At 57.3% G+C, this 21,133-nt stretch carries 12 protein-coding genes; 11 read left to right on the forward strand and 1 reads right to left on the reverse strand.

Translation table 11 applies throughout. From position 1 onward, the window contains the following. Positions 1–30: 30 nt before the first annotated feature. From GGQ97_RS07790 to brxL, 8 genes are all read left to right on the forward strand, one after another. Positions 31–771 carry a MobA/MobL family protein gene (locus GGQ97_RS07790; RefSeq protein WP_168068504.1) on the forward strand — a complete coding sequence of 247 codons (741 nt, stop codon included), beginning with the start codon at positions 31–33 and terminating at the stop codon, positions 769–771. A 269-nt stretch (positions 772–1,040) separates the two neighbouring features. Beyond that, positions 1,041–1,592, forward strand: a complete 552-nt coding sequence (locus GGQ97_RS07795; RefSeq protein WP_342448482.1) for a BrxE family protein — start codon at positions 1,041–1,043, stop codon at positions 1,590–1,592. Next, positions 1,589–2,377: a DUF1819 family protein gene (locus GGQ97_RS07800; protein ID WP_168068506.1), complete on the forward strand. Its 789-nt coding sequence runs from the start codon at positions 1,589–1,591 to the stop codon at positions 2,375–2,377. The genes GGQ97_RS07795 and GGQ97_RS07800 overlap by 4 nt, the downstream gene beginning before the upstream one ends. Beyond that, positions 2,358–2,933 (forward strand): BREX protein BrxB domain-containing protein, encoded by a 576-nt coding sequence (locus GGQ97_RS07805; RefSeq protein ID WP_168068508.1) that lies wholly within the window; start codon positions 2,358–2,360, stop codon positions 2,931–2,933. Before GGQ97_RS07800 ends, GGQ97_RS07805 begins: the two co-directional genes overlap by 20 nt. Before the next feature lie 23 nt (positions 2,934–2,956). Then, positions 2,957–6,586 carry a BREX system P-loop protein BrxC gene (gene brxC, locus GGQ97_RS07810; RefSeq protein ID WP_168068510.1) on the forward strand — a complete coding sequence of 1,210 codons (3,630 nt, stop codon included), beginning with the start codon at positions 2,957–2,959 and terminating at the stop codon, positions 6,584–6,586. Positions 6,587–6,588: 2 nt separating this feature from the next. Next, positions 6,589–10,356, forward strand: coding sequence for a BREX-1 system adenine-specific DNA-methyltransferase PglX (pglX, locus tag GGQ97_RS07815; protein ID WP_168068512.1), 3,768 nt, complete (start codon positions 6,589–6,591; stop codon positions 10,354–10,356). Then, positions 10,353–12,881: a PglZ domain-containing protein gene (locus GGQ97_RS07820; RefSeq protein ID WP_168068514.1), complete on the forward strand. Its 2,529-nt coding sequence runs from the start codon at positions 10,353–10,355 to the stop codon at positions 12,879–12,881. The genes pglX and GGQ97_RS07820 overlap by 4 nt, the downstream gene beginning before the upstream one ends. Further along, positions 12,878–14,950: a BREX system Lon protease-like protein BrxL gene (brxL, locus tag GGQ97_RS07825; protein ID WP_209022813.1), complete on the forward strand. Its 2,073-nt coding sequence runs from the start codon at positions 12,878–12,880 to the stop codon at positions 14,948–14,950. The genes GGQ97_RS07820 and brxL overlap by 4 nt, the downstream gene beginning before the upstream one ends. Before the next feature lie 79 nt (positions 14,951–15,029). Here the strand turns inward: brxL and GGQ97_RS14715 are convergent, their stop codons facing one another. Continuing rightward, a complete protein-coding gene (locus GGQ97_RS14715) occupies positions 15,030–15,746 on the reverse strand; it encodes a GIY-YIG nuclease family protein (protein ID WP_425338716.1) in 717 nt (238 codons plus the stop codon). Between the two features lie 28 nt (positions 15,747–15,774). On the opposite strand from GGQ97_RS14715, the gene GGQ97_RS07830 reads away from it, so the two are divergent. The 3 genes from GGQ97_RS07830 (at position 15,775) to GGQ97_RS07840 (ending at position 21,005) form a co-directional block, all read left to right on the forward strand. After that, positions 15,775–16,461, forward strand: a complete 687-nt coding sequence (locus tag GGQ97_RS07830) for a hypothetical protein (protein WP_168068516.1) — start codon at positions 15,775–15,777, stop codon at positions 16,459–16,461. Beyond that, the gene (locus GGQ97_RS07835) at positions 16,455–17,489 is read left to right on the forward strand and encodes a hypothetical protein (protein WP_168068518.1); all 1,035 of its coding nucleotides are present in this window, start codon (positions 16,455–16,457) and stop codon (positions 17,487–17,489) included. Before GGQ97_RS07830 ends, GGQ97_RS07835 begins: the two co-directional genes overlap by 7 nt. 99 nt (positions 17,490–17,588) lie before the next feature. Next, positions 17,589–21,005 (forward strand): TM0106 family RecB-like putative nuclease, encoded by a 3,417-nt coding sequence (locus GGQ97_RS07840; RefSeq protein WP_168068520.1) that lies wholly within the window; start codon positions 17,589–17,591, stop codon positions 21,003–21,005. Positions 21,006–21,133 lie beyond the last annotated feature (128 nt).

Consider the following 21,133-nt stretch of genomic DNA (forward strand, 5'->3'; position numbering starts at 1 on the left):
AGCTGACTGCGGAAGGAACATAGAAGATGATTGGAACTCGTCAGCCTGCTCACCCTTGGAACTTGCAGGGGGATCGCTGAGATGCCCGCCGCAAAGCGCAAGGGTGCTGGGGACAAGACCAAGGCTCAGAGCAAGGCCACGCTCAAGAATTCAGTGACCTCGCAGTCCAAGCTGACGCGGTCCGAGAACCCCATGGACTGGGTCTTCGATAATCCGCTCGGCGCCATGCCGGGATTCGTATTCGCTGTCCTCAAGAAGAGCTACCAGGGCCATCCAAACAGCGCGGTTGAGTTCGGCGGGCGGAAGCTCCGCCCCATTTTGGGAGTGACGAAGGACGGTGCTCCCGACCCGGACGTGATCACAGCCTACCGGACAGGAACAGTCCTGCCTACAGACGCCCCCGACGCCTTCGACGAGCCTGAGGTGTTGCTTCGCGCCATCGACGCATTCGCCTGCGATCACGAAGCATCGTTGCTGATCTACGTGACGCTCTCGTTTCCCGAGGCAACTCGGGCGCATCACTCCTGGGAGGAGGCTCGCGCCTTCAGCCTCGAAGCTTTCGCCCGCAAGCGGAAGTTGCCGGTCTGCCTCATCCAGCATCGGCCTGGCGAGGTCGGATCGGATAACCCGATCCACCTTCACCTCCTTGTCGGAGCCCGCCGCCTGGATGGTACCGGTTTTCGCGGCTACGCTGAGGAGCTGCTCTGTGATGACGGGCAGCAGGTCATCTATGATGAATGGCAGGCGTTTCGTAAGTCGCGCATTTCGTGAGCTCTTCGCAATCGTTGTTGGCGCGCCGCATGAGCGCGGCCAGTAGCTCTGGTCTTTGAAAGCGGTTGCCGCTGCTCCCTGCTAGCAGCTAGGACGTTTCCTCGTGAGCTGGATGGTATCGGAGATACCATCCAGTGATCAGTCGGGGGGGGGGGCAAGCGCCTCGAGCAAACGACTGGCCGGCTGAGCTGTCGCTCTTCTGGTGAGCTCGCCTCCGGCGGCCATCGACTGCTGGATCTCCGGTCGAGTAATTAGGGGGGCTGATATGAGTGTTGATTACGGTTTTGGCCACTTCGATCGCGGGGTATTCGCCGGTGGCTGACAAGCCGTCTTCAGCCTTGCAATCAATCCTTCAGCTCAGATTGTTGATCGGCTACCTTGGCGAGAAGGCGCAGTTCGCCTGGTGGCCAAGCTCATTCTTCGACCAATCCAGTCGATTGTTCTTAGAACCGGCTTTTCCAAGAACTCTCCGGACTGCTCAGTACCACGGGGTAGTGGAAGCAGCTCGGCGGTTCCACGATGAGCACTTGAGCGCAGGGGCCTTTCATCTGTTTCGATTACCCGAGGAGATGGAGCAGGACCTCCATACGGCGATGCAGTCGCTTGATCGCGGATCTTCGATCTACTCCCCCGATAATGAAGATTCTGCTCTCGGAGCCCTTCAGGATGTTTCCGGCAGCGCCACTGTCGAGGCGCTCGGGCCGGCATCGGTCGGGAGTGTGAGCGAAATATACAGCAGAGCGACTCTGCAAGGCATTGCAGCAGTCTATCGTTCGTCGTTTCTCAACAACGAGCGAGCATTCCCATACCTTCTCCCATGAATGATCGAGCCTTTTACACGACCCAGCTGCAGGCCGGTTTGGGCTTAGTCGACGAGACGAAAACATTGCTCGAGCTTTGGGAGACCGGAATGTCGTCTGCCAAGCTCTACCAAGTTGCACTGGCCTCAGGGCGTTTCCCGACGATCACCGCTAGACGGCTTCGTAACGTCGTCGCAGAGTGTTTTGCACCTCGGTATCTAGTTTCAGAGGGCGCTCCGGCCCGGCACCTTAAACAGCTGTCGCTCACAGCGCCTCGGTCTGATCTTGTCCAGTTGATGCTGGTTTTTACAAGTCGAGCGAACCCAATCCTGAGCGACTTTATCAAAGACGTTTACTGGCCTCGCTACGCTGGCGGCTACAGTCAGGTAGGCAGTGAAGATGCGCGCGCATTCGTCGAACGAGCTATAGATGATGGCAAGACTGCGAAGCGCTGGTCGGAGTCAACCATTCAACGCGTCTCCGCCTACCTGACCGGATGTTGCGCGGATTACGGTCTGCTTGAATCTGGCTCACGTTCACTACGAACGATATCACCACCTCGCATTTCCCTCCTCACATCAGCCTATCTCGCCCACGACCTTCATTTCGGTGGTTTGGGTGATAACGCGATCACGGCTCACCCTGAATGGCATATCTTCGGCCTCGCCAGGGAAGACGTGCTCGAGGAGCTGAAGGGGCTTGCGCTGAGAGGGTTCTTACTCATCCAAGCGGCAGGGGACGTCATCCGCATCAGCTGGAAACACAAGAGCATGGAGGCGCTTTGCGATGTCCTCGCTGAAGGCTAACTTCGAAGAGTTATGTGAGCGAATCCGGCGGGGACGTGAGCTAGGCCATGCCAGCTTCGAACCGATTTATTACATGATTTTCCCGCCGGAACAGATTCTAGAGGTAAAGCGACACACTCCTGCCTGGCACGCGAAGCTGCGCCAGGAGGGATGGGACGTCCGGACTTTCTCCATCGCAGAGAGCCTCTGGGCTGTCCTTGAGAACGACCCATTCTGGGGTCTGTGCCTCTCGCAGGACAAAGCTGCCCCGCTTGATTGGAAGCGCACCAACAAGGCGCTGGCTGACATTGTGACATCAAGCGAAGGTCTACTTCGTAAGCTAGAGGATGCTCTTAGGACCTTAGAGGGAAAGCCGAGTGCGCTTCTTCTGGTGACGGATCTGGAAGCACTTCATCCTTTTCTCAGGATTGGAGCGATCGAAAGTCAGCTCCAGGGGCAGTTTCATGTGCCGACTGTGTTCCTCTATCCGGGTGTACGGACAGGGAATACTCGGTTGAAGTTTTTGGGTTTCTATCCCGAGGATGGAAATTACCGCTCCGTGCATGTGGGTGGTTAAGAGTAAAAGCGGGGAGCGTCGTTGTGAAGATCCGAGAACTATTCGATGCGTCTAAGAACATCGACAGGACGATCGAGAAGGTAATCACCTATGGGGCCGCTCAGGAAGAACGCCTGAAAGCCGAGATTTCCGAATATGTGGTCACAGACAACATCGAGGAGCAGTTCCGCAAGCTTCTGGATCGCATGCAGCTTGCGATGGACACAGGGGGCGGACACGAGATCGGTGTCTGGGTGTCAGGTTTCTACGGATCCGGAAAGAGTTCATTTACCAAGTACCTCGGCCTCGCGTTTGATAATCAGCGAACCATTGATGGCACACCGTTCATCAAGCACCTTCAGGACCGCCTCCAGAGTCCGCAAACTAAGGCACTGCTGAACACAGTCGTCCAACGCTATCCCGCTGCAGTCGTTCTACTCGACCTAGCGAGTGAGATGCTTGCCGGAGCAACGATGGAGGAGGTTTCGACCGTTCTCTATTTCAAAGTCCTCCAGTGGGCCGGCTATTCTCGAAATCTCAAGGTGGCGGCGTTCGAGCGAATGATCGAAAAGGATGGCCGCACATCTGAGCTGCATGAGCGCGTCGTGGACGCGCTGCCAGGGGCGACGTGGGATCGGGTTCAAAACAATCCGCTGGCGATCGACGGTTTGATACCAAAGATTGCTCACGAGATGTATCCGGGCTTGTTCCCTACAACGACGTCTTTCTCCTCGAGTACTGAAGGATTTATACAGTTCGAGGACAAGCGCGTTGAGGAGATGATCGATATCATCCGCGAGAAGAGCGGCAAAGAGAACATCATCTTCATCATTGACGAAGTCGGTCAGTACGTTGCGGCCAGAGATAACCTCATCCTGAACCTCGACGGGTTGGCAAAAAATCTGAAGCGGATTGGCGACGGCAAGGTCTGGATCATCTCAACGGCGCAGCAGACGCTCACCGAAGACGATCCACGCGCTGCTCTAAACTCAGACAAGCTGTTTAAGTTGAACGATCGCTTTCCGATCCAGATTGACCTTGAGTCGAGTGACATCAAAGAGATCTGCTATCGGCGATTGCTTGGCAAATCTCCTGTGGGTGAAGAGCATCTTGGAAGCCTTTTTGACGCTCATGGCCAAGCACTGCGGCACAATACGAAGCTGCAAGACGCGAAATACTATGACGCTGACTTCAGTCGAGAAACATTCGTAAATCTCTACCCGTTTCTTCCGGCGCATTTCGACATTCTCTTGCACCTCCTGGGTGCATTGGCGAAGTCGACTGGAGGTATCGGCCTACGGTCCGCGATCAAAGTCGTCCAGGACGTGCTCAAAGGCGAGGGTGGTGCGACAGCTATGGCCGATCAGCCGGTCGGCTGGCTGGCTACGACGGTGACACTCTACGACGAACTCGAAAAGGATGTTCGCCGGGCTTTCCCTTCGATCCATCAAGCGGTCGACAAGGTCTGTACCATTCGATTTTCCGACAAATCGCTTCACCAGGCCGTCGCGAAAACCGTCGCCGTGTTGCAGATCCTCGGCAATTTGCCCGTCACAGTGCAGAACGTCGCCAGCCTGATGCACGCATCCGTCACAGCGGAATCACGAGTGGAGGAGGTGCAGAAGGCCGTCGAGGAGATGCTGCAAGACGTGCATGTGCCGCTTGGTGAGAAGAACGGCAGCCTCATGTTTCTGAGCGAGAAGCTCCGGGATATCGAGCAAGAGCGTGGCGCATTGGCTTTGCGGTCGGTCGATGTGCGTCGCGCCTTCAACGATGCTTTGCGCGGTGCATTTGAGCCATTGCCACGCGTGAATCTTCATGGAAGCCTGGCAGTCGCTACAGGTCTCAAGGTGCAAGCTGGATCTACGGTGACCAGCTTAGCCGGTGAGCAGAACGTCATTCAGACTGTCGTAGAGCTGGTGCCCGCTGCCGACTATGAGACAGCTCGCAATCGGATGCTGGACGACTCGCGCGGTCGTACCGGACGCAATGTCATTGGCCTTGTGTCTCGGGCGAACCCTGAGCTGGAGGATCTCGCGAGCGAGATTTATCGCAGCCAGCGCATCGTAGAGCTCCATCGTAATGAGCCCGACCAAGAGGTTAAGGATTACTGCGCCAGTCAAGTAGACCGCGCTGCAACGTTCGCGCAGCAGCTCAAATCGAAAATCAGGCAGACACTGCAGGGAGGCTCGTTTGTTTTTCGGGGCCATGCCACCGCCGTAGCCGCTCTCGACGCTGATCTTCTCGAAGCGGCAAAGAAGCTCCTAACCGACGTCAGCGGTCAGGTGTTCGACCGCTATATAGAGGCGCCGGTTCGGGTAGGGACCGACGTCGCTGAGAAGTTCCTCAAGGTTGCTAATCCTGCTGCAATTAGCACCAGCTTGGATCCACTTGGCTTAGTACAAGCCGTAGCAGGCCGGGTGACCTTCCGCACCGACCATAAGGCCATGATCAGCATCCGCGACTACATCGACAAGCGGGGCACCGTTGATGGGAAGAGGCTGCTCGACGACTTTAGCAACGATCCCTTCGGCTGGTCACCTGACACGACGCGTTACATTCTCGCTGCAATGCTGATGGCTGGTGAGATTAAGCTCAAGGTCTCCGGCCGAGAAGTCACCGCCGCGGGTCAACAGGCCATCGATGCGCTCAAAACCAATAACTCGTTCAAAAGTGTTGGCGTAGCAGTTCGTGACGAACGGCCGTCTAACGAGACCCTAGGCCGCGCAGCCGAACGACTGTCGGAACTCATTGGAGAAACAGTGATCCCCCTTGAGCAGGAAATCAGTAAGGCGGCGGCCCAGCATTTCCCAGGCTTTCAATTGGATTATGGGACTTTGTCCGAAAGGCTGAGCGGGTTAGGGCTAGGGGGGAGCGAGAGGGTCGCTACTCTCAATCAGGACCTCGCTGATGTTCTCTTCACGGACGCCTCCGACGCACCGCAACGACTTGGAGCCGAAGACTCCGCAATCTACGCTAACCTGAGGCTGGCCTCAGAACTGAGGCGGGCACTGGATAGCGGCCTCGATGCCACTGTCCGTGAGCTCCAGGATCACCGTCGCGAAATTGAAAGCTTGCCCAGCTCTGGCGCGCCCGGGGAGCTCAAGAAGGAGCTAGCGGAAGATCTCGAGAGCTTATCTGGGCGTTTGGGGAAAGAGGACTTCTTCAAACACTCCGCCGATCTGAATTCGCTGCTCACTCGGATCAAAGCCTGTGTGCGACATACCGTGCATTCTCTTGCGGAACAGCAACGAGCCCGCCTGAAAGATGGTTTCGAGGATTTGCAGCGCCTTCCAGAATGGGCCAGACTCACGCAGGAAGAGCGTGGCAATGCGGTAGCTCAATTAGAAGGGCTCGCGCGGACCGCGTCGGAAGACCTCTCCGGCCTCAAGGATTTGCTGGCGCAGGACTACGACATTAGCAACACGATCGAGGAGCTTAGGCGCTCCATTGCACGGCAACAGCAAGAACGACGCCGTCAAGAGTTAGAAGAGGAGACTGCGAAATCGAAAAGCTCCGGCGGCGGAAAGCTCTCTCGCTCGATTTCCGTGCCATCGACAATCGCATCCATTGGCCAACTTGATGCACTCATCGCGAAGCTTAGCGAGCTGAAGGGGCAGATCGCTCTTTTTGAAGAAGTCGAAGTCTCTCTGGTCCTTGATGGAGACGAGTGACGATGGCGTTCGATCAAGCGACTCGCGCCCGCCTTCAACGTTTTGTAACTGACGTTCGGCGCATTCTCGAGGAGGAATTCACACGTCAGCTCCGAACTGACTACGGGATGGATCCTACTTCCGGGATGGTCTCGCCGCTCGATGGTCTCAGGCACATCACCGAACAGCAGCGCGAGACAGCTCGGATCCTGCGTGAAACGCTGGCCCACTACTGCGCCGCTCCCGGGATAGACGAGAGGGCGGGACTCGATCGCATCGTCCGGGAGCAGGCGTTCACTGTTCTCAACCGCCTGGCTGCTCTCCGCATGGCAGAAGCGCGCGGGCTCCTCATCGAGTCCGTGGGGAATGGTTATCAGGCGAGAGGGTTCCAGCTCTATCTCCGCCTTGCCGGAGGCAGTCTCGGCGAAACCGGCGCCGCGTACCAGGCTTACTTACTTAGCGTCTTCGACGAACTTTCGCAGGATCTGCCATTTCTTTTCAATCGCTACTCGGCGCAAGGCCGTCTGTTCCCTCGCGAGGCGGCTCTTCTTCGCGTTCTCGAGCTGCTCAATCACGGCGAGATCGAACCGCTTTGGGGCGAGGATGAGACCATAGGTTGGATCTACCAGTACTTCAATTCAAGGGAAGAGCGGAAGGCGATGCGGGATGCTTCGCAGGCTCCGCGCGACAGCCGTGAACTAGCAGTGCGCAATCAGTTTTTCACCCCAAGATACGTGGTGGAGTTCTTGGTCGACAACACGCTGGGACGGCTCTGGTTCGATTGGACCGGCGGGCGAACGGTGTTGGGGGAACGATGCGAGTATCTGTTGGTAAAGCGGGATGAGCGAGCTGAACCTGCAGAGCACCTTCGCGACCCTCGCACGATCAAGCTGCTCGATCCCGCGTGTGGCTCAATGCACTTCGGACTTTACGCGTTCGACCTTTTTCTGGAAATCTACAAAGAGGCTTGGGAGTATGAACAGGCCCATGGTCCAAGATCGCTCGACAGAGAGACCGGGGGCGGCTCCGACCTAAGACCACTCTGCCAGACCTATGCCGACCAAAGGCAATTCTGGAGCGACGTCCCGCGCCTAATCATCGAGCGGAACATCTACGGTGTCGATATTGATCCGCGCGCAGCGCAGATCGCGTCGCTGGCGCTGTGGCTGCGTGCGCAGCGCGCTTGGCATGAGGCGGGAGTAAAGGCCAAGGACCGACCGGAGGTAGGACGAGGTCATGTTGTAGCGGCAGTGGCGCCCCCAGCCGAAGTGGACCTGCGTAAGCGGTTCATGGAGGAACTCGATCCTCTCGATGCGCAACTGTTCGAGAAGACGCTCTTGATGCTGAAGGGGGTTTCTGACCTAGGGCTGCTTCTGCCGGTCGAGAAGGAGCTGCCGAGGCTGATTAAGGATATCTTTGGCGAACGGGGAGAGCTGTTCCGGGCTGACGACTTGGAACAGTGGCGGAAGGCAGAGGAGCGACTACGTGTTGCCCTTGGTGATTACGCCCGCGCAGCTCAATCTTCCTATCAAGGCAGGCTTTTCGCAGAGGATGCACTGCAAGGGCTACGAATCCTAGAACAGTGTAAGCATTCCTACGACGTTCTTGTAATGAATCCCCCTTTTGGGCAGCCAACTGAGTCCGCGAGAGAGTTCATGAAGCTTAGCGGAAGCGACGGGTGGAAAGACATATACGCCGGTTTCTTTGAGCGATCTATAGACTTGACGAGGTCGTCGGGGCTTATTGGTGCGATCACTTCGTCGCAGTTTTTTCATACTCGACAGATGAAAGGACTACGCGAGCGAATGATATTAAACGAGCTTCCCCGCTCAATTATTGATCTCGGAAGCGATGTTCTCGACGATGCGGCAGTGCAAACTGCTCTTACGGTGCTCGGTGGTGCCAGGGCTGATTCAAAAATGGCCTATGCCGACCTCTTTGAGATCGAAAACAAGGAAGTCGAGCTTCGAAGTCGAATCGAGAAGAACTGCCTAGACTACCTTCTCTTGAAGGACATAGCGGCTGTTCCAGGTCGGCCGCTTTGTCTTCATGCATCCCCAAATGTCCTGAAACAATGGCGGCTTGATAGATCGCTGGATCCTAACACAGCGAAGGTTGTGACAGGAAATCATACTTTCGACGATGAGCGGTTTCTTCGCATTTACCCAGAGGTCACTTCCTCAGTGACTGATTGGGAGCAGTACGAGAAGGGTGGCGAATACCAACCTTTCTTCAGTCCATCTGAGATCTTTCTCAGGTGGAGTGATTCAGGCGCTCAATTAAGGGCCTTGAATTCGGAGGCATATGGAAGTGACGCCCAGGTCATGCAAAGCAGCAGATATTGGGGGCGAAAGGGGATTTGTTTCAATCACGTAAGTAGCGTGGGTTTTTCACCTCGCGTTCTGCCAAAGAACACTATTTTCTCCTCTGAGTCGATTTCAATCTTCTTGGTGGATAGTGATATCAACGAAGAGGAGACTCGTTCAAGGTATCTTGCGCTGCTTGCCTTTCTGGCATCTACTGTCGCGCAGGAGCTAGTGTACGTCTTCGGTAGGTTTCGTAAGATCGAGAACAGAGCTGTCTCTGCAATTCCCATTTCCTTCAGAAGGCTTGCGGCTCATCAGGCGGAACTGGCGGACGCTGCAAAGAGGGGCATATCGATCTCTCGCCGGCTATCTTCATTCGAAGAAACCTCACCTTGCTTCCTTCTACCAGAGCTGATCGCTACGTCCCGCGTTGGTTCTTTAGGTCGGCGCTCTTTGCGTGACGAAGCGGTCGATCTTTACCGATCTTTGGACGAGGTTTGTCATCGCATAGTCGGCATTTGTGAAAGAGACATCTCCGCGGAGGATCGCGCCGATCTCGTGGATCAATTCTCTCTTCTCAGAGCCAACCAGTCGCAAGATGACCTTCTTGCTGAGTGCTTGTCATGGGCTGTTGGAGTCGCTTTCGGGCGATTTGATCACCGTCTTGCGACTGGCCAACGTACCGCCATTTCGGAACCTGATCCGTTTGACTCCTTGTCGCTCCGGAGCCCTGGAATGCTGCTGGAAGGCGCGGAGCCGTTCCGACTGAATGCGGGCATACTGTGCGACTCTAAAGGGCACCCATTTGATCTCGCCCATCTTGCTGAGGAGATTTTGCAGAGCGCTGATCTCGAAGTGCCATTTGATGTGCGCCGATGGCTGCAGCGTGACTTCTTCCCCGTACATCTGAAGAAATACAGCAGGAGCCGTCGGAGAGCGCCGATTTACTGGCCACTATCCACGCCTTCCGGCAGCTATTCACTTTGGCTCTATTATCCATCTCTCACAACGCAAACTCTTTACACTGCTGTAAACGACTTCGTGGAACCCAGATTGAGCCACGTAAATCGCGAGGTGGCAGCGCTTCGCGAAAAGGGATCTGAACGGACGCGCGTAGACGATAAGGAGTTCGAGTTGCTCAGAGTGCATGAGGCGGAGCTCACCGATCTGCGTGATAAATTGCTTCAGATCGCCCCGACCTATCGTCCAAACCATGATGACGGCGTGCAGATCACTGCCGCTCCGCTGTGGCAATTCTTCCGCCACAAGCCATGGCAGAAGGTGCTGAAGGATACTTGGTCTAAGCTGGAAAGAGGCGAATATGACTGGGCGCGTCTCGCGATGTCGTATTGGCCCGACCGAGTGCGAGAGAAGTGCAAGACAGACAAGTCGCTCGCCATCGCACATGGCTTGGAGCATTTGTATGTCGAGCCCGAGCCTGAGCGCGCGAAGGCAGGCGCTCGCAAGAAGGATGAGGCCGAATGAGCATCGCTGCCTTCATCCGCGATTGTGTCATTCGCCCTCGCTTACGCGAGAGCGGCTGCATGGTCGTTTATGACCCTGATCGCCGCTATCAAGACATCTGTGCTGCAGTTGCGGACGAAGAGATCCGGGTGATAGATAGTTCCGTCAGCAGCATCGAGAGCCGGCGTGCAGCCATGATGGCGCTGGGTGAGGTTGGGCGGCCCAACGGCGGTTTGGAGGGGCTGCTCATCTACGTGCCCGCGCAGCGCGCTGAGACGGATGAGGGCAAGCAAGTTGACCCGTTTTCCCTCTATGCTGATGCAGGGGCCGTCTTTCCTGACGGCGACGGCGACGACTATCTGAGCCTTTGTCTGCGCTCGAAGCCTGATCACGCGACCGAGATTCGGCGAGTGTTCGCCAGTTCGAAGAGTGCACCAGCGTTCTCGGTGATTGATGCAATCGGTGGTGGAGCCAAGTGGCCCCAGCTCAGATCGGCTATGAGGGTAGAGTCGGGCCGAGAAATTTTAGCAGCGCTTCTCGCACCGACGAGTTCGCAATCAGACGCGCTTCGTTCTCACGACGGCTGGCCTGAAGAGTCGCGGGAATTTCTGCAAGCGACGCTCGGCATGAGCGTCAAAACGCGTGGTAAGAGCTGGAATGCGTTGGCAGATGAGCTTTGGAGGTTCGTGCTTTTCAGCGAGTTCGTGTTCGACCTACCCGTGGAGTTGCCCCAAAGTTTGAAGGGAGTGCCACAGGCGCCGCTCGAGGCGAAACCAATCGTTGAAGACGTTTGCGATCGCCTTCGAACCAATCCAAGAACCCGCGACACATACATCGAGCGAGCGGAGACAATTGAAGCTGAGCTGGATCTTCCTCAGCAATGCGGAGCAATCGACGATTTAGGGGAACGGGATACTTTCCCGTTTGAGGAGCGAACTTTCCTCAAGGTTGCAATCAAGGGGATCACCTCCGGGGATACCGATGCCACTCGTCGGGTGCTGGTGCGACATCAGAACTCCGTCTGGCTCGGTAAGGGAGAAAGCCAGGCTCAGTGGGCGTTGGTTCGATCAGGTCTCAGCCTGATCGAGGCTTGCCAGGATTTTGAGCGGCAGCTCTCGGAGAACGCCCGGGCCCAAGCCGACCTCCTGGATTTCTACATTGGAAGCCTCCGGGAGGCTGATCGTCTTCAGCGCGAGTTTGAGCAAGCTGCCGGAGATTTCTTAGACCCGCATGGCGTCATGCAAGAGGTGCTCACCCAGGCTCGAGCTCGCTACCGACAGCTGGCCGAGAAGGTGCAAGTAGCTTTCGTGAAGCACCTCGAAACTGCCGGCTGGCCGCCTCAAGGACGTCTAGCGAATGCTGATGTCTTCGATCGCCATATCTCAGTTCGCCTCAAGGAGAGCGGCCGACGCGTGGCGTATCTCATGGTGGATGCGCTTCGCTACGAGCTAGGCGTTGCCCTGGAGAAGATGCTCTCCGAAGATGGTCCCGTCGAACTGCACGCTGCTTATGCTCAGCTTCCTACCATCACCCTCGTGGGCATGGCGAGCCTACTTCCAGGCGCTCGCGCGGAACTGTCGCTTGGCTTGAGCTCTGAGGCACTCGCGCCGTCTTTGTCAGGAGGGCGGGTTGGCAATGTAAGCCAGCGCATGGATGTTCTGAGAAAGCGGCTTGGGGACCGTTTTCACGAAATGACGCTTAATGATTTCGTTCGCGGCAAGCCCAAGCTCTCAGATACGGTTGACCTTCTCGTCCTTCGCTCAACTGAAATAGACAGTCAGCTCGAGAACAATCCCGAGACTACTCTCAGCCTGATCCCGGGAACACTGAATCTCATTCGTGTTGCGCTCCACAAACTCCGTGGCCTGGGGTTCAAGGACGCAGTTATCGTGACCGATCACGGTTTCTTCCTGAATGCACAGGCCGAGGCTGGTGACGTTTGTGCAAAACCTCAGGGGAACTGGTCGGTAAATGCACATGATCGCATGATGCTGGGAGCCGGCACGTCCGATAGCCATAACATCGTTATGGATGCGGAGAGGCTCGGCATATCTGGGGAATTTCCTCAAGTTGCGCTCCCTCGCACCATGGCGCCCTATCGTGCGGGCCATCTCTACTTCCATGGGGGCGCGTCACTGGCCGAAGCAGTTGTCCCCGTGCTGATTGCGCGGCTTGACGCGGAAGAGCAGCTGAGTGTCGGTAAGCTGACGGTTGAACTAACTTATAAGAGTGGTGCCAAGCGCATCACCACGAGAGTCCCCGTGATCGAGATCGCTGCGCAAGCGGAGGACATGTTCTCCCGTGACCAGAGCATCGAGGTGCTGATTGAAGCCCAGAACTCGAAGGGGGACGTGGTCGGAGAGCCCCGCCCTGGCGGGGACGTGAATCCAGCCACCCGAACTCTCACACTAATGCCGGGTGAGCGTAAGCAAATCGGCTTGAGAATGGACCCGGACTTCGAAGGAAAGTTCACGGTCAAAGCGCTGAACCCGACAACGCTTGCGAGCTACAGCGTCCTGCAGCTTGAGACGGATTACACAGTATGAATGAAATGGACGATCTGGATCGGCAACTGACTGCCGCGTTCGATGGCAAGGTCGTCCGCAAAGACCTCCTTCACCGCATCAAAAAGGGCACGAATGTGCCCACCTTCGTTCTTGAGTTTCTCCTCGCTCGCTTTTGCGCGAGCGACGACCAAGCGGAGATCGACGCGGGAATGGAAGCCGTTCTCGCCACCCTGCAGGACAACTACGTTCGGCCGGATGAGGCCAATGCAGCTCAGTCAAAGGTGGCTACCAAGGGTAAGCACCGCTTCATCGACAAGGTTCACGTTCGCTTTGTCGAGAAGGAGAAGAGACACTGGGCGTCTCTGGAGAACTTCAACTCTCAGCGCATCGCGGTCGGAGAGAAGTTTTACCGCGACAATGATCGGCTTTTAGAAGGCGGTATCTGGGCGGAAGTGTCATTAGCGCACAATGCCATCGATGAAGACGACTATGCATTCTACATCGAGGATCTCCGGCCAATTCAGCTCTCCCGGTTCGATTTCCAGCATTACTCGGATACGAGGCGTAACTTCAGCCGTGATCAGTGGCTCGACGTTCTCATGCGCTCAGTCGGTCTCGAGCCCTCCAAGCTCTCTTCGCGCGTCAAGCTCCACTATGTGGCCCGCTTGGCGCCTCTCGTAGAGCCCAACTACAATTATATTGAGCTGGGACCGCGAGGGACCGGAAAGTCCTACTTTTTCAGTGAGTTCTCGCCCTACGCGACGCTGATATCGGGCGGTCAGGCGACCAAGGCTACCCTGTTCTACAATAACGCTCGGCGGAAAGTGGGGCTTGTTGGCTACTGGGACACTGTCGCCTTCGACGAGGTCGGTGGCATCAAGGTCCGTGATCCCGACACCATTCAGATCATGAAGGACTTTATGGCGAATGGTCGTTTCTCTCGGGGTGCCGAGGTGATTGCAGACGCCAGTCTGAGTTTCGTAGGCAACATCGATATGTCGGTTGAGCAGGTTGTGAACTCAACCGAGTATGACCTCTTCCAACCGCTGCCGCCGGAGCTGGACCTTGCTGTTATGGACCGGTTCGCGGCTTATATTCCTGGCTGGGAGATGCCTAAGAACAGCAGTGAGTTTCTGACGAGCCGCTATGGCTTCATCACAGACTATCTTGCTGAGGCTTTCCACTTTCAGTTCAAGCACACCAATCGCTACGAGGAGGTCAGCCGCCGCATCAAATTAGGCAAAGCGGTTGAGGGCCGTGACGAGAAGGGCATCAAGAAGACCGTCTCAGCTTTCCTGAAGATCCTCCATCCAGATGGCCCCCCCACCGACGCCGAGTTCGAGACCTACGTAGCTTATGCCGTCGAGTGCCGGCGGCGGGTCAAAGAGCAAATGAACAAACGGAAACCTGATGACGAATTCGCCGCCATCCATCTTTCCTATCGCAACGCGAATGGCGACGAGATTGTCGTTTTTTGTCCAGAGTCGAAGCATGCGGCGGCAACACAAGAGCCAGCCCGGCGATCCCTAAAAGTCATCGATCAGCCCAGAGCAGCAAGCGAACAAACTCACCAGGTCTCCGAGAGCCCTGCAGCTTCGGTGGTCGGCTTGGAGGCGACACGCGCCGAGCTCAGCGAACAGCATTTCACGATCCTGTATGGCGATACGGGATACAGTTATGAGTCTCTAATGGGCCCCTATTTGCGCGGTGCCAAAGAGATCGTGATTGAGGACCCCTACATACGGCTGCAGCACCAGATCCAGAATTTTGTTCGCTTCTGCGAAGCCGCTGTGAAAGCCGGCACGGTCAAGAAGATACAGCTGGTCACATCATTCGAAGATCAAGCACAGGCCGTCGAGGCTGGAAATAAGCTGGAGGACCTGAAGCAGAGCCTCATCGAGGCTGACGTCGAGCTTGATGTGAGTATCAATCAGAATCTGCATGACCGCGAAATTAGGCTCGATAATGGGTGGACGATAAAGATCGGTCGAGGCCTAGACTTCTATCAGCGGCCAGGAAGTTGGTTTGAGTTAGGAACTTCAGACCTGAGCCTTAGGCGGTGCCTTGAGACGAAAGTGGATATCTTTAAATGCAGCGCAGCTGCTTGAGCTTCTTGGGCGATCTATGCACATGCCTGATGCTCAACATGTTTTCGACTAGTGTCCATTCTAGGGCCGCTAGAGAAATCTAAAGCCCGCAGGCTCGGCGTAGCTCCATCCGGGTCCGCTTCGCGACCTGTGCATATGGATGGCAACCATGCGAGATGTTGAGAGGCGGAGCTAGCTCGGAAATCACTGCAGGTTCCAAGAGCCACGGATCGGCGACAAGGGCGTAAGTCAAGCCACATGACTGCTTGAGCCAATCCGAAGGAGGCTTCTCATCTGTAAGCCGAGCACGATCGCTTCCGGTGCGTGGCTGTAAGCGAAGCTTCGCCACCAGAAGTACTGCGAGCGTTTGCCGAAACGTCGAGCTCCCGATGTTACCTCCCACGTGATTGCGCGCTACCCGGGAGGAAACGTCTAGAGTGCTCGCAGGCCCGCTGGGAGAGATGCCAACATATAGCAGCGACCATTCAGCAGGTGTCGGCGGCCGCTGCTCGTAGGGCAGCGGAACACTGGTGTCCTCAAGGTGCTGTTTTTGGCACCACCATGCGTAAAAGCCTGGTCCTCGAGGGATTGCATGAGTTGTGGTCTGCGGCGTCTGCAAAAGTTGCTCTAGGACGGCTCCCAGACCTGCAACAGAAGGCTTATCGACCATTCGACCTCGCGCACAGCAGAGACTCCGCCCGCTCCAGCGGCGTCCGGCCGAGCGCGCAGCAGGAGAGAATTCGATCTCGTCAAAGCGGCTTGTCAGTTCCTGAGCCCCAGTCCAGCACCATTTCTGCTTGCGGGGTCGGTCCGGCATGGGCCACTTGAGCAGTGGGGGTGGCGTAATGTTCAGTCTACTGAAGCTGTTCGGTAATCACGAGATCGACGCGTGGCGTGACGAGTACACTCTCGTCGCGGCGGCCACTCTTAACCGGGTGGCTGGTGACCTTCTCGAGAGCTTCGAGGAGGATCTGAAAGAAGCTAGCTGGAAAGACGGGCTTCTGAGGCCGGGTGGCTTCATTGCGGAGCGGGTGACGCCGACGGTAAATGCCGTGGCGAGACCGGTGATCGAAGCTTTCCTGAAACGCGCCAACGGTGCTCTGCTCGAAATCGTCGAACACCAGACAACTTGGCAGTATGAGCCCCAGAGCGGGGGACAAGACCAGCACGCTAACGACGGGTGGCAGGATGTTGCTGTAGCTGCAGGTCCGCTTGCTGGCGGTGTCGCCGTCGCTGCGGCCCTGCCCGCAATGGCGGTCACCACATCGACCGCAGTCTTTGGCCTCGTGACTACCACAGCCATAAGCTGGCCCGTCGTTGTGGGCGGGGGCGCGATCGCTGGAATTGGCATTGCGACGGGCCTTCTGAATGCGGGAAAGCTCTGGGACAAGACCGAGGCGCGGCTCAGGAAGAAGATCCGTGAGCACGTCGTCAGCATCTTGCTGCGCGGTACTGAAAAGCACCCGGCAGTGCTGGAGCAACTTCGAGACGTTCTGGCCAAGACGGCCGAGAGGGCGAAGAGGTCATGCTGAGCTCCATCATGTCCGATGTACTGCTCCGGCAGATACCCGAGCACCTGGTGGCGGGTGTCAGAAACGGAGATCTCAAGGTTTACGGGTCCATCATTCGCTCGCTTTCTGAAGGCCGGATCGTCGGGCATCTGCAGGAGACGGCTGGCTTGGGGAACTTCGCTCTTCAAGCACTGAGCACCCCTGCAATGCTGCCACTCCAGGGCGCCAGCATTGCCGCGGACATGGTCGGGCACGGCGTCAGTTACGCGCAGAACGAGCAAATCAAGGCTGCAGTCGATGTCCTTCAGAACATGCAGGTGGCGAACCTCGCATTGTCTGCTGCGGGGATTGGAGTTTCCGTCGCCGGTTTTGCCGTGATTGCGGCCAAGATCGCGAGAGTGGAGCAGCGGGTCGAGGCGCTCGGCGACAAGTTGGAGGCACTCGCTCGCAGCATTGAGACGCTTAGGCGCGACAAGATCCTCGATGACTTCAGTGCGCTTCGCACGGCGGTCGAGCAGATGGACGAGGGGTGGCTCCTATCGCAGCCGGAAGAATGTTGGCGCGAAGTTGCCCGGCAGACCCACGCGTTGTCGAATGTCTTTCAGCGACGTGCCGAGGAAATGCTTGAGCACGGAGACTTCGTAGGAGCGGATCCGTTCCTGGAGGCACTTGCCCTTGCCTCATCAACCCGAATCCAGGCGCGCCTGGCGTCTGGCGACGAAGTCGTAGCTCGACGGGCCGCCGAAGAGAGTGCCTCGGCCCTGGTCAAGTTAGGACGAGAGGTGCAGCTTGGTGCTGCAGTCCTGCAGGCAATGAACGACGAGATCGAGTATGCCGCCTCGCCGGCATGGAATGAGAAGTTGGATGCTAAGGCAGACGCGTTCCGCAGCACAGTCACTACCATCCGCCAGCGTGAACAATCGGCCGCTGCGACCTGCCTGACTTTGGGCGAGCTCGAGCGCCAAAGGATCAGTGGGCGTACCTGGCTGCAGGCTGCCCGGGAGGAGCAGAATGCCCCGCTTCTCTGCCTGCTTCCTACTGCCGCCTGAGATGACCTCGCCGGTGGCAGAAAGCTTGATTCAGGTTTGCTGCGCTTCTCGAAAGCTCCGGTGACCGCTTTTGTCGCCTGCAGGGGGTAGGTTAGGGGAATGAGACGCTACAACGACCAGCTGCTGCACTCAGCCTCTGATCTGAATGCCTTCTTAGGGTGCTCGCATGCGGCTGCGCTCAACCTTCGCAAGCTGCTCGATCCTGCGAGCCTCCCTGACAAGGCTGAAGACGGCGAGAGCCTGGTTCTTATCCAGAATGCGGGTCACGCCCACGAGGCGGATTACCTCGCCAGGCTCAAGGGCAGTGGGCTGAGAGTAGCCGAGATATCGTCCGAAGGCTCGCTGGAGGAGAGGCAGGCAGCCACCTTGGAGGCTATGCGGGAAGGCGCTGATATCGTCTACCAAGCCACGTTCTTCGATCCGCCATGGCATGGGTTCGCCGACTTCTTGAGGAAGGTCGACACACCCTCATCCATCGCTCCTTGGTCATATGAGCCGATCGACACCAAGCTGGCGCGTACCGCAGATCCCAAGCACGTGCTGCAGCTTGGGATCTACGCAGACCTGATGGGCCCCATGCTGGGTTCTGCGCCTCGCGAGATGCACCTCGTCCTTGGCGATGGACGGGAAGAGAGCTTCAGAGCAGTTGAGTTTCGGCAGACGCTGAGCGCCGCCAAAGATCGATATCTCGGCTTTATCAAGAGCGGCGCCGAAGGTTCAGTTGGAGAGCCTTGCGCGACTTGCGTATTCTGCGGCTGGCGTGACTATTGCGGTGATGAGTGGGTTAGAATCGATCACCTCAGCCGAGTGGCCGGAATAGCGAAAGGGCAGATCCAGAAGCTTCGCAGCGCTGGCATTGGCACGGTTGCTGATCTTGCGATTACGCCTGCCGGTACGCGAGTGCCAAAGCTTGCGCCTGACACTTTCGAGCGGCTTCGCGCCCAGGCGAAACTTCAGGTCGCCCGGCGTAGTGGCGACCCTTGTGTGGAGGTTCTGGAATTGGAGCCCGGTCGCGGCTTCGCGCGCCTCCCGTCATCTGACCCTGCAGACCTCTTCTTCGACCTGGAAGGCGATCCACTCTTCCCCGGTGGCTTGGAGTATCTTTGGGGCATCCACTACCGCGAGAATGGCAAGCCCGTCTTCAAGGCTGAGTGGGCGCACGACCGAGAGGCTGAACGCGTCGCCTTCGAGCGCGTGGTGGATTTCTTCACGGAGCACCTTCGGGCTCACCCTCACGCGCACATCTATCACTACGCCCAATATGAAGTGACGGTCCTCCGTCGGCTCTCAACCGCTTTCGCCTCGCGGGAGGAAGCCGTTGACGCCCTGCTGCGCGCCGAGAAGTTCGTCGACCTCTACACGGTAGCTCGCCAGGCGATCCGCACCTCTGAGCCTTCGCTTAGCCTCAAAGCTCTCGAGATCTTCTTTGCGAAGGAGCGAGCAGAGGCGGTGAAGAAGGCGGACGAGTCCATCGTCCAATACCACCGTTGGAGGGACAGCAAGGATCAAGCGGTCCTTGATGGCATCCTCGCGTACAACCGCGTTGATTGTGAGAATACCGAGGGCCTTCGAGATTGGCTCCTTACCTTGAAGCCTGCTGAAGCCGTTTGGATCGGAGATGTCTCACAGGAGAAAGGCGATCGCGCCGAAGCTGACGAGCGGGAGCTGCAGCTCGCGGAGTTGAGAAAGGCGGTGCGTGAGCAGGCCGTCCGCCTGACCCCCCGTGCTCGCGAGCTGGTCTCGCACCTGATCGACTTCCATCGGCGGGCGTCCAAGCCAGAGTGGTGGGCGATGTTCGATCGCCGAGATCGATCCGATGATGAGCTCATCGATGACGGCGAGTGCCTGGGAGGATTGCTTGCGGACGGGCCGGATTGGATCCGGCCTGAAAAGCGCTCGACGGTCCATCGCTACCGTTTTCCTGACCAGGAGACGAAGCTCAAGGTCGGTGACCCGGTATTGATTGCGGCTACGCTGGAGAAGGCCGGCACAATCGTCTCGCTCGATCCCGATGCGAAGTTGGTTGAGGTGAAGAAGGGCCCCAAGCTCGCCGACTTGCCGCTGGCAGCAAGCCTGATTCCTGGTGGGCCGCTCAGCACCGGAGTCTTGGCCTCCGCCGTCAGAAGGGTGGCCGCGACCTTCGCTGAAGGAGAGGGGAGCAAGTACCAGGCTCTTGTGGATCTTCTAGAGCGGAATGCCCCCACCTTGCTGGGGCGAGAACGAGGACTGCCGCTCGTCGCGGCCGGGGAAAGCCTGATCGAGGCTGCAACCCTTCGTGCTCTGGCGATGAACAACACTATGCTGTTCATTCAAGGGCCGCCGGGTTGCGGGAAGACGCACACCAGCGCGCATGTCATCCTTGGCCTGATCGCCTCGGGTAAGCGGGTAGGTGTCTCCTCTAACTCTCACAAAGCCATCAACAACCTTCTCGGAAAGATTGAGGAGGTCGCCAAAGCTGAAGGCGTTGATTTCTCGGGGGTGAAGAAGTCCACGCGCGCTGAACCCGGTACCCACTTCAACGGGGACTACATCGTAGATGAGTTCTCGAACGAGGATGTAACTTCTCGAGGGGGTGATCTCGTCGCGGGAACTGCCTGGCTGTTCGCCGATGAGTCATTTGATCAAACAGTCGATTACCTGTTTGTCGACGAGGCAGGGCAGGTCTCCTTGGGTCACCTGCTCGCCATGGGAGCCGCTGCCAGGAACATCATCCTGGTGGGTGATCAGATGCAGCTGGGGCAGCCAATCCAAGGGAGTCACCCTGGCGAAAGCGGGCTCTCGGTCCTCGATTACCTATTGGAAGGGCAAGCGACGATCGCACCCGACCGTGGGATTTTGCTGGATACCAGCTGGCGAATGCATCCCGACATCTGCGAGTTCATCTCCGACGTCGTGTACGATGGTCGGTTGCAGTCGCACCGCGACAATGCGCGGCAGCAACTCATCCTGACCGAAGACTGTCACGGCCACCTTCAACCGTGTGGAGTGCGAATGGTTGAGGTCGATCACAACGGCTGCAGTCAACGCAGTGAGGCCGAGGCTGAGCAAGTGCGGGCGATCTACACAAGCTTGCTTAATCAACGCTTCGTGGACCGTGATGGAAGTGAGCACCCTGTGGGGCCCGCGAACATTCTCGTCGTCGCTCCCTACAATATGCAGGTGAATCTACTGAAGTCGGTTTTGCCTGAAACCGCTCGAGTGGGGACGGTGGACAAGTTTCAGGGTCAGGAAGCGGAAGTGGTGATCGTCTCCATGACGACATCGTGTCCAGATGACCTGCCTCGCCACGTCGACTTCTTCTATTCGAAAAACCGACTGAACGTGGCCATCAGTCGGGCCCGGACCCTGGCTCTAGTGCTCGCCAATCCAAGGCTCGTCGAGCTTGACGCCAAAACAGTTGAGCACCTCAGGCTCGTCAACACTTTGGCTTGGCTTCGCGCCGAGAAAAGCAGCTCCGCGCGCGTCGCAACTGAGTTCAGCAATCCAACAACCGCAACCACAAAGGAGAATCTCTGAGTGCCTGAAAACGTGTGCCGCGTACCGCTTACGGGCGGAAACATTAGGAACAACCACTTCTATCTTCGCTCATGCTCGACGCTGATCCCTGAAGGGGGCGTTGGTGGGCGAAACTCGAGCGACCCGGG

It is taken from the genome of Sphingomonas kaistensis (assembly GCF_011927725.1).
GTDB lineage: Bacteria > Pseudomonadota > Alphaproteobacteria > Sphingomonadales > Sphingomonadaceae > Sphingomicrobium > Sphingomicrobium kaistense.

What these genes read in the sequence shown, in the direction of transcription:
- GGQ97_RS07800 (WP_168068506.1), top strand. Translation starts at nt 1,589, where the DNA reads ATGAATGATCGAGCCTTTTACACGACCCAGCTGCAGGCCGGTTTGGGC.
- GGQ97_RS07805 (WP_168068508.1), top strand. Translation starts at nt 2,358, where the DNA reads ATGTCCTCGCTGAAGGCTAACTTCGAAGAGTTATGTGAGCGAATCCGG.
- pglX (WP_168068512.1), top strand. Translation starts at nt 6,589, where the DNA reads ATGGCGTTCGATCAAGCGACTCGCGCCCGCCTTCAACGTTTTGTAACT.
- GGQ97_RS07820 (WP_168068514.1), top strand. Translation starts at nt 10,353, where the DNA reads ATGAGCATCGCTGCCTTCATCCGCGATTGTGTCATTCGCCCTCGCTTA.
- brxL (WP_209022813.1), top strand. Translation starts at nt 12,878, where the DNA reads ATGAATGAAATGGACGATCTGGATCGGCAACTGACTGCCGCGTTCGAT.
- GGQ97_RS14715 (WP_425338716.1), bottom strand. Translation starts at nt 15,746, where the DNA reads ATGCCGGACCGACCCCGCAAGCAGAAATGGTGCTGGACTGGGGCTCAG.
- GGQ97_RS07830 (WP_168068516.1), top strand. Translation starts at nt 15,775, where the DNA reads ATGTTCAGTCTACTGAAGCTGTTCGGTAATCACGAGATCGACGCGTGG.
- GGQ97_RS07835 (WP_168068518.1), top strand. Translation starts at nt 16,455, where the DNA reads ATGCTGAGCTCCATCATGTCCGATGTACTGCTCCGGCAGATACCCGAG.
- GGQ97_RS07840 (WP_168068520.1), top strand. Translation starts at nt 17,589, where the DNA reads ATGAGACGCTACAACGACCAGCTGCTGCACTCAGCCTCTGATCTGAAT.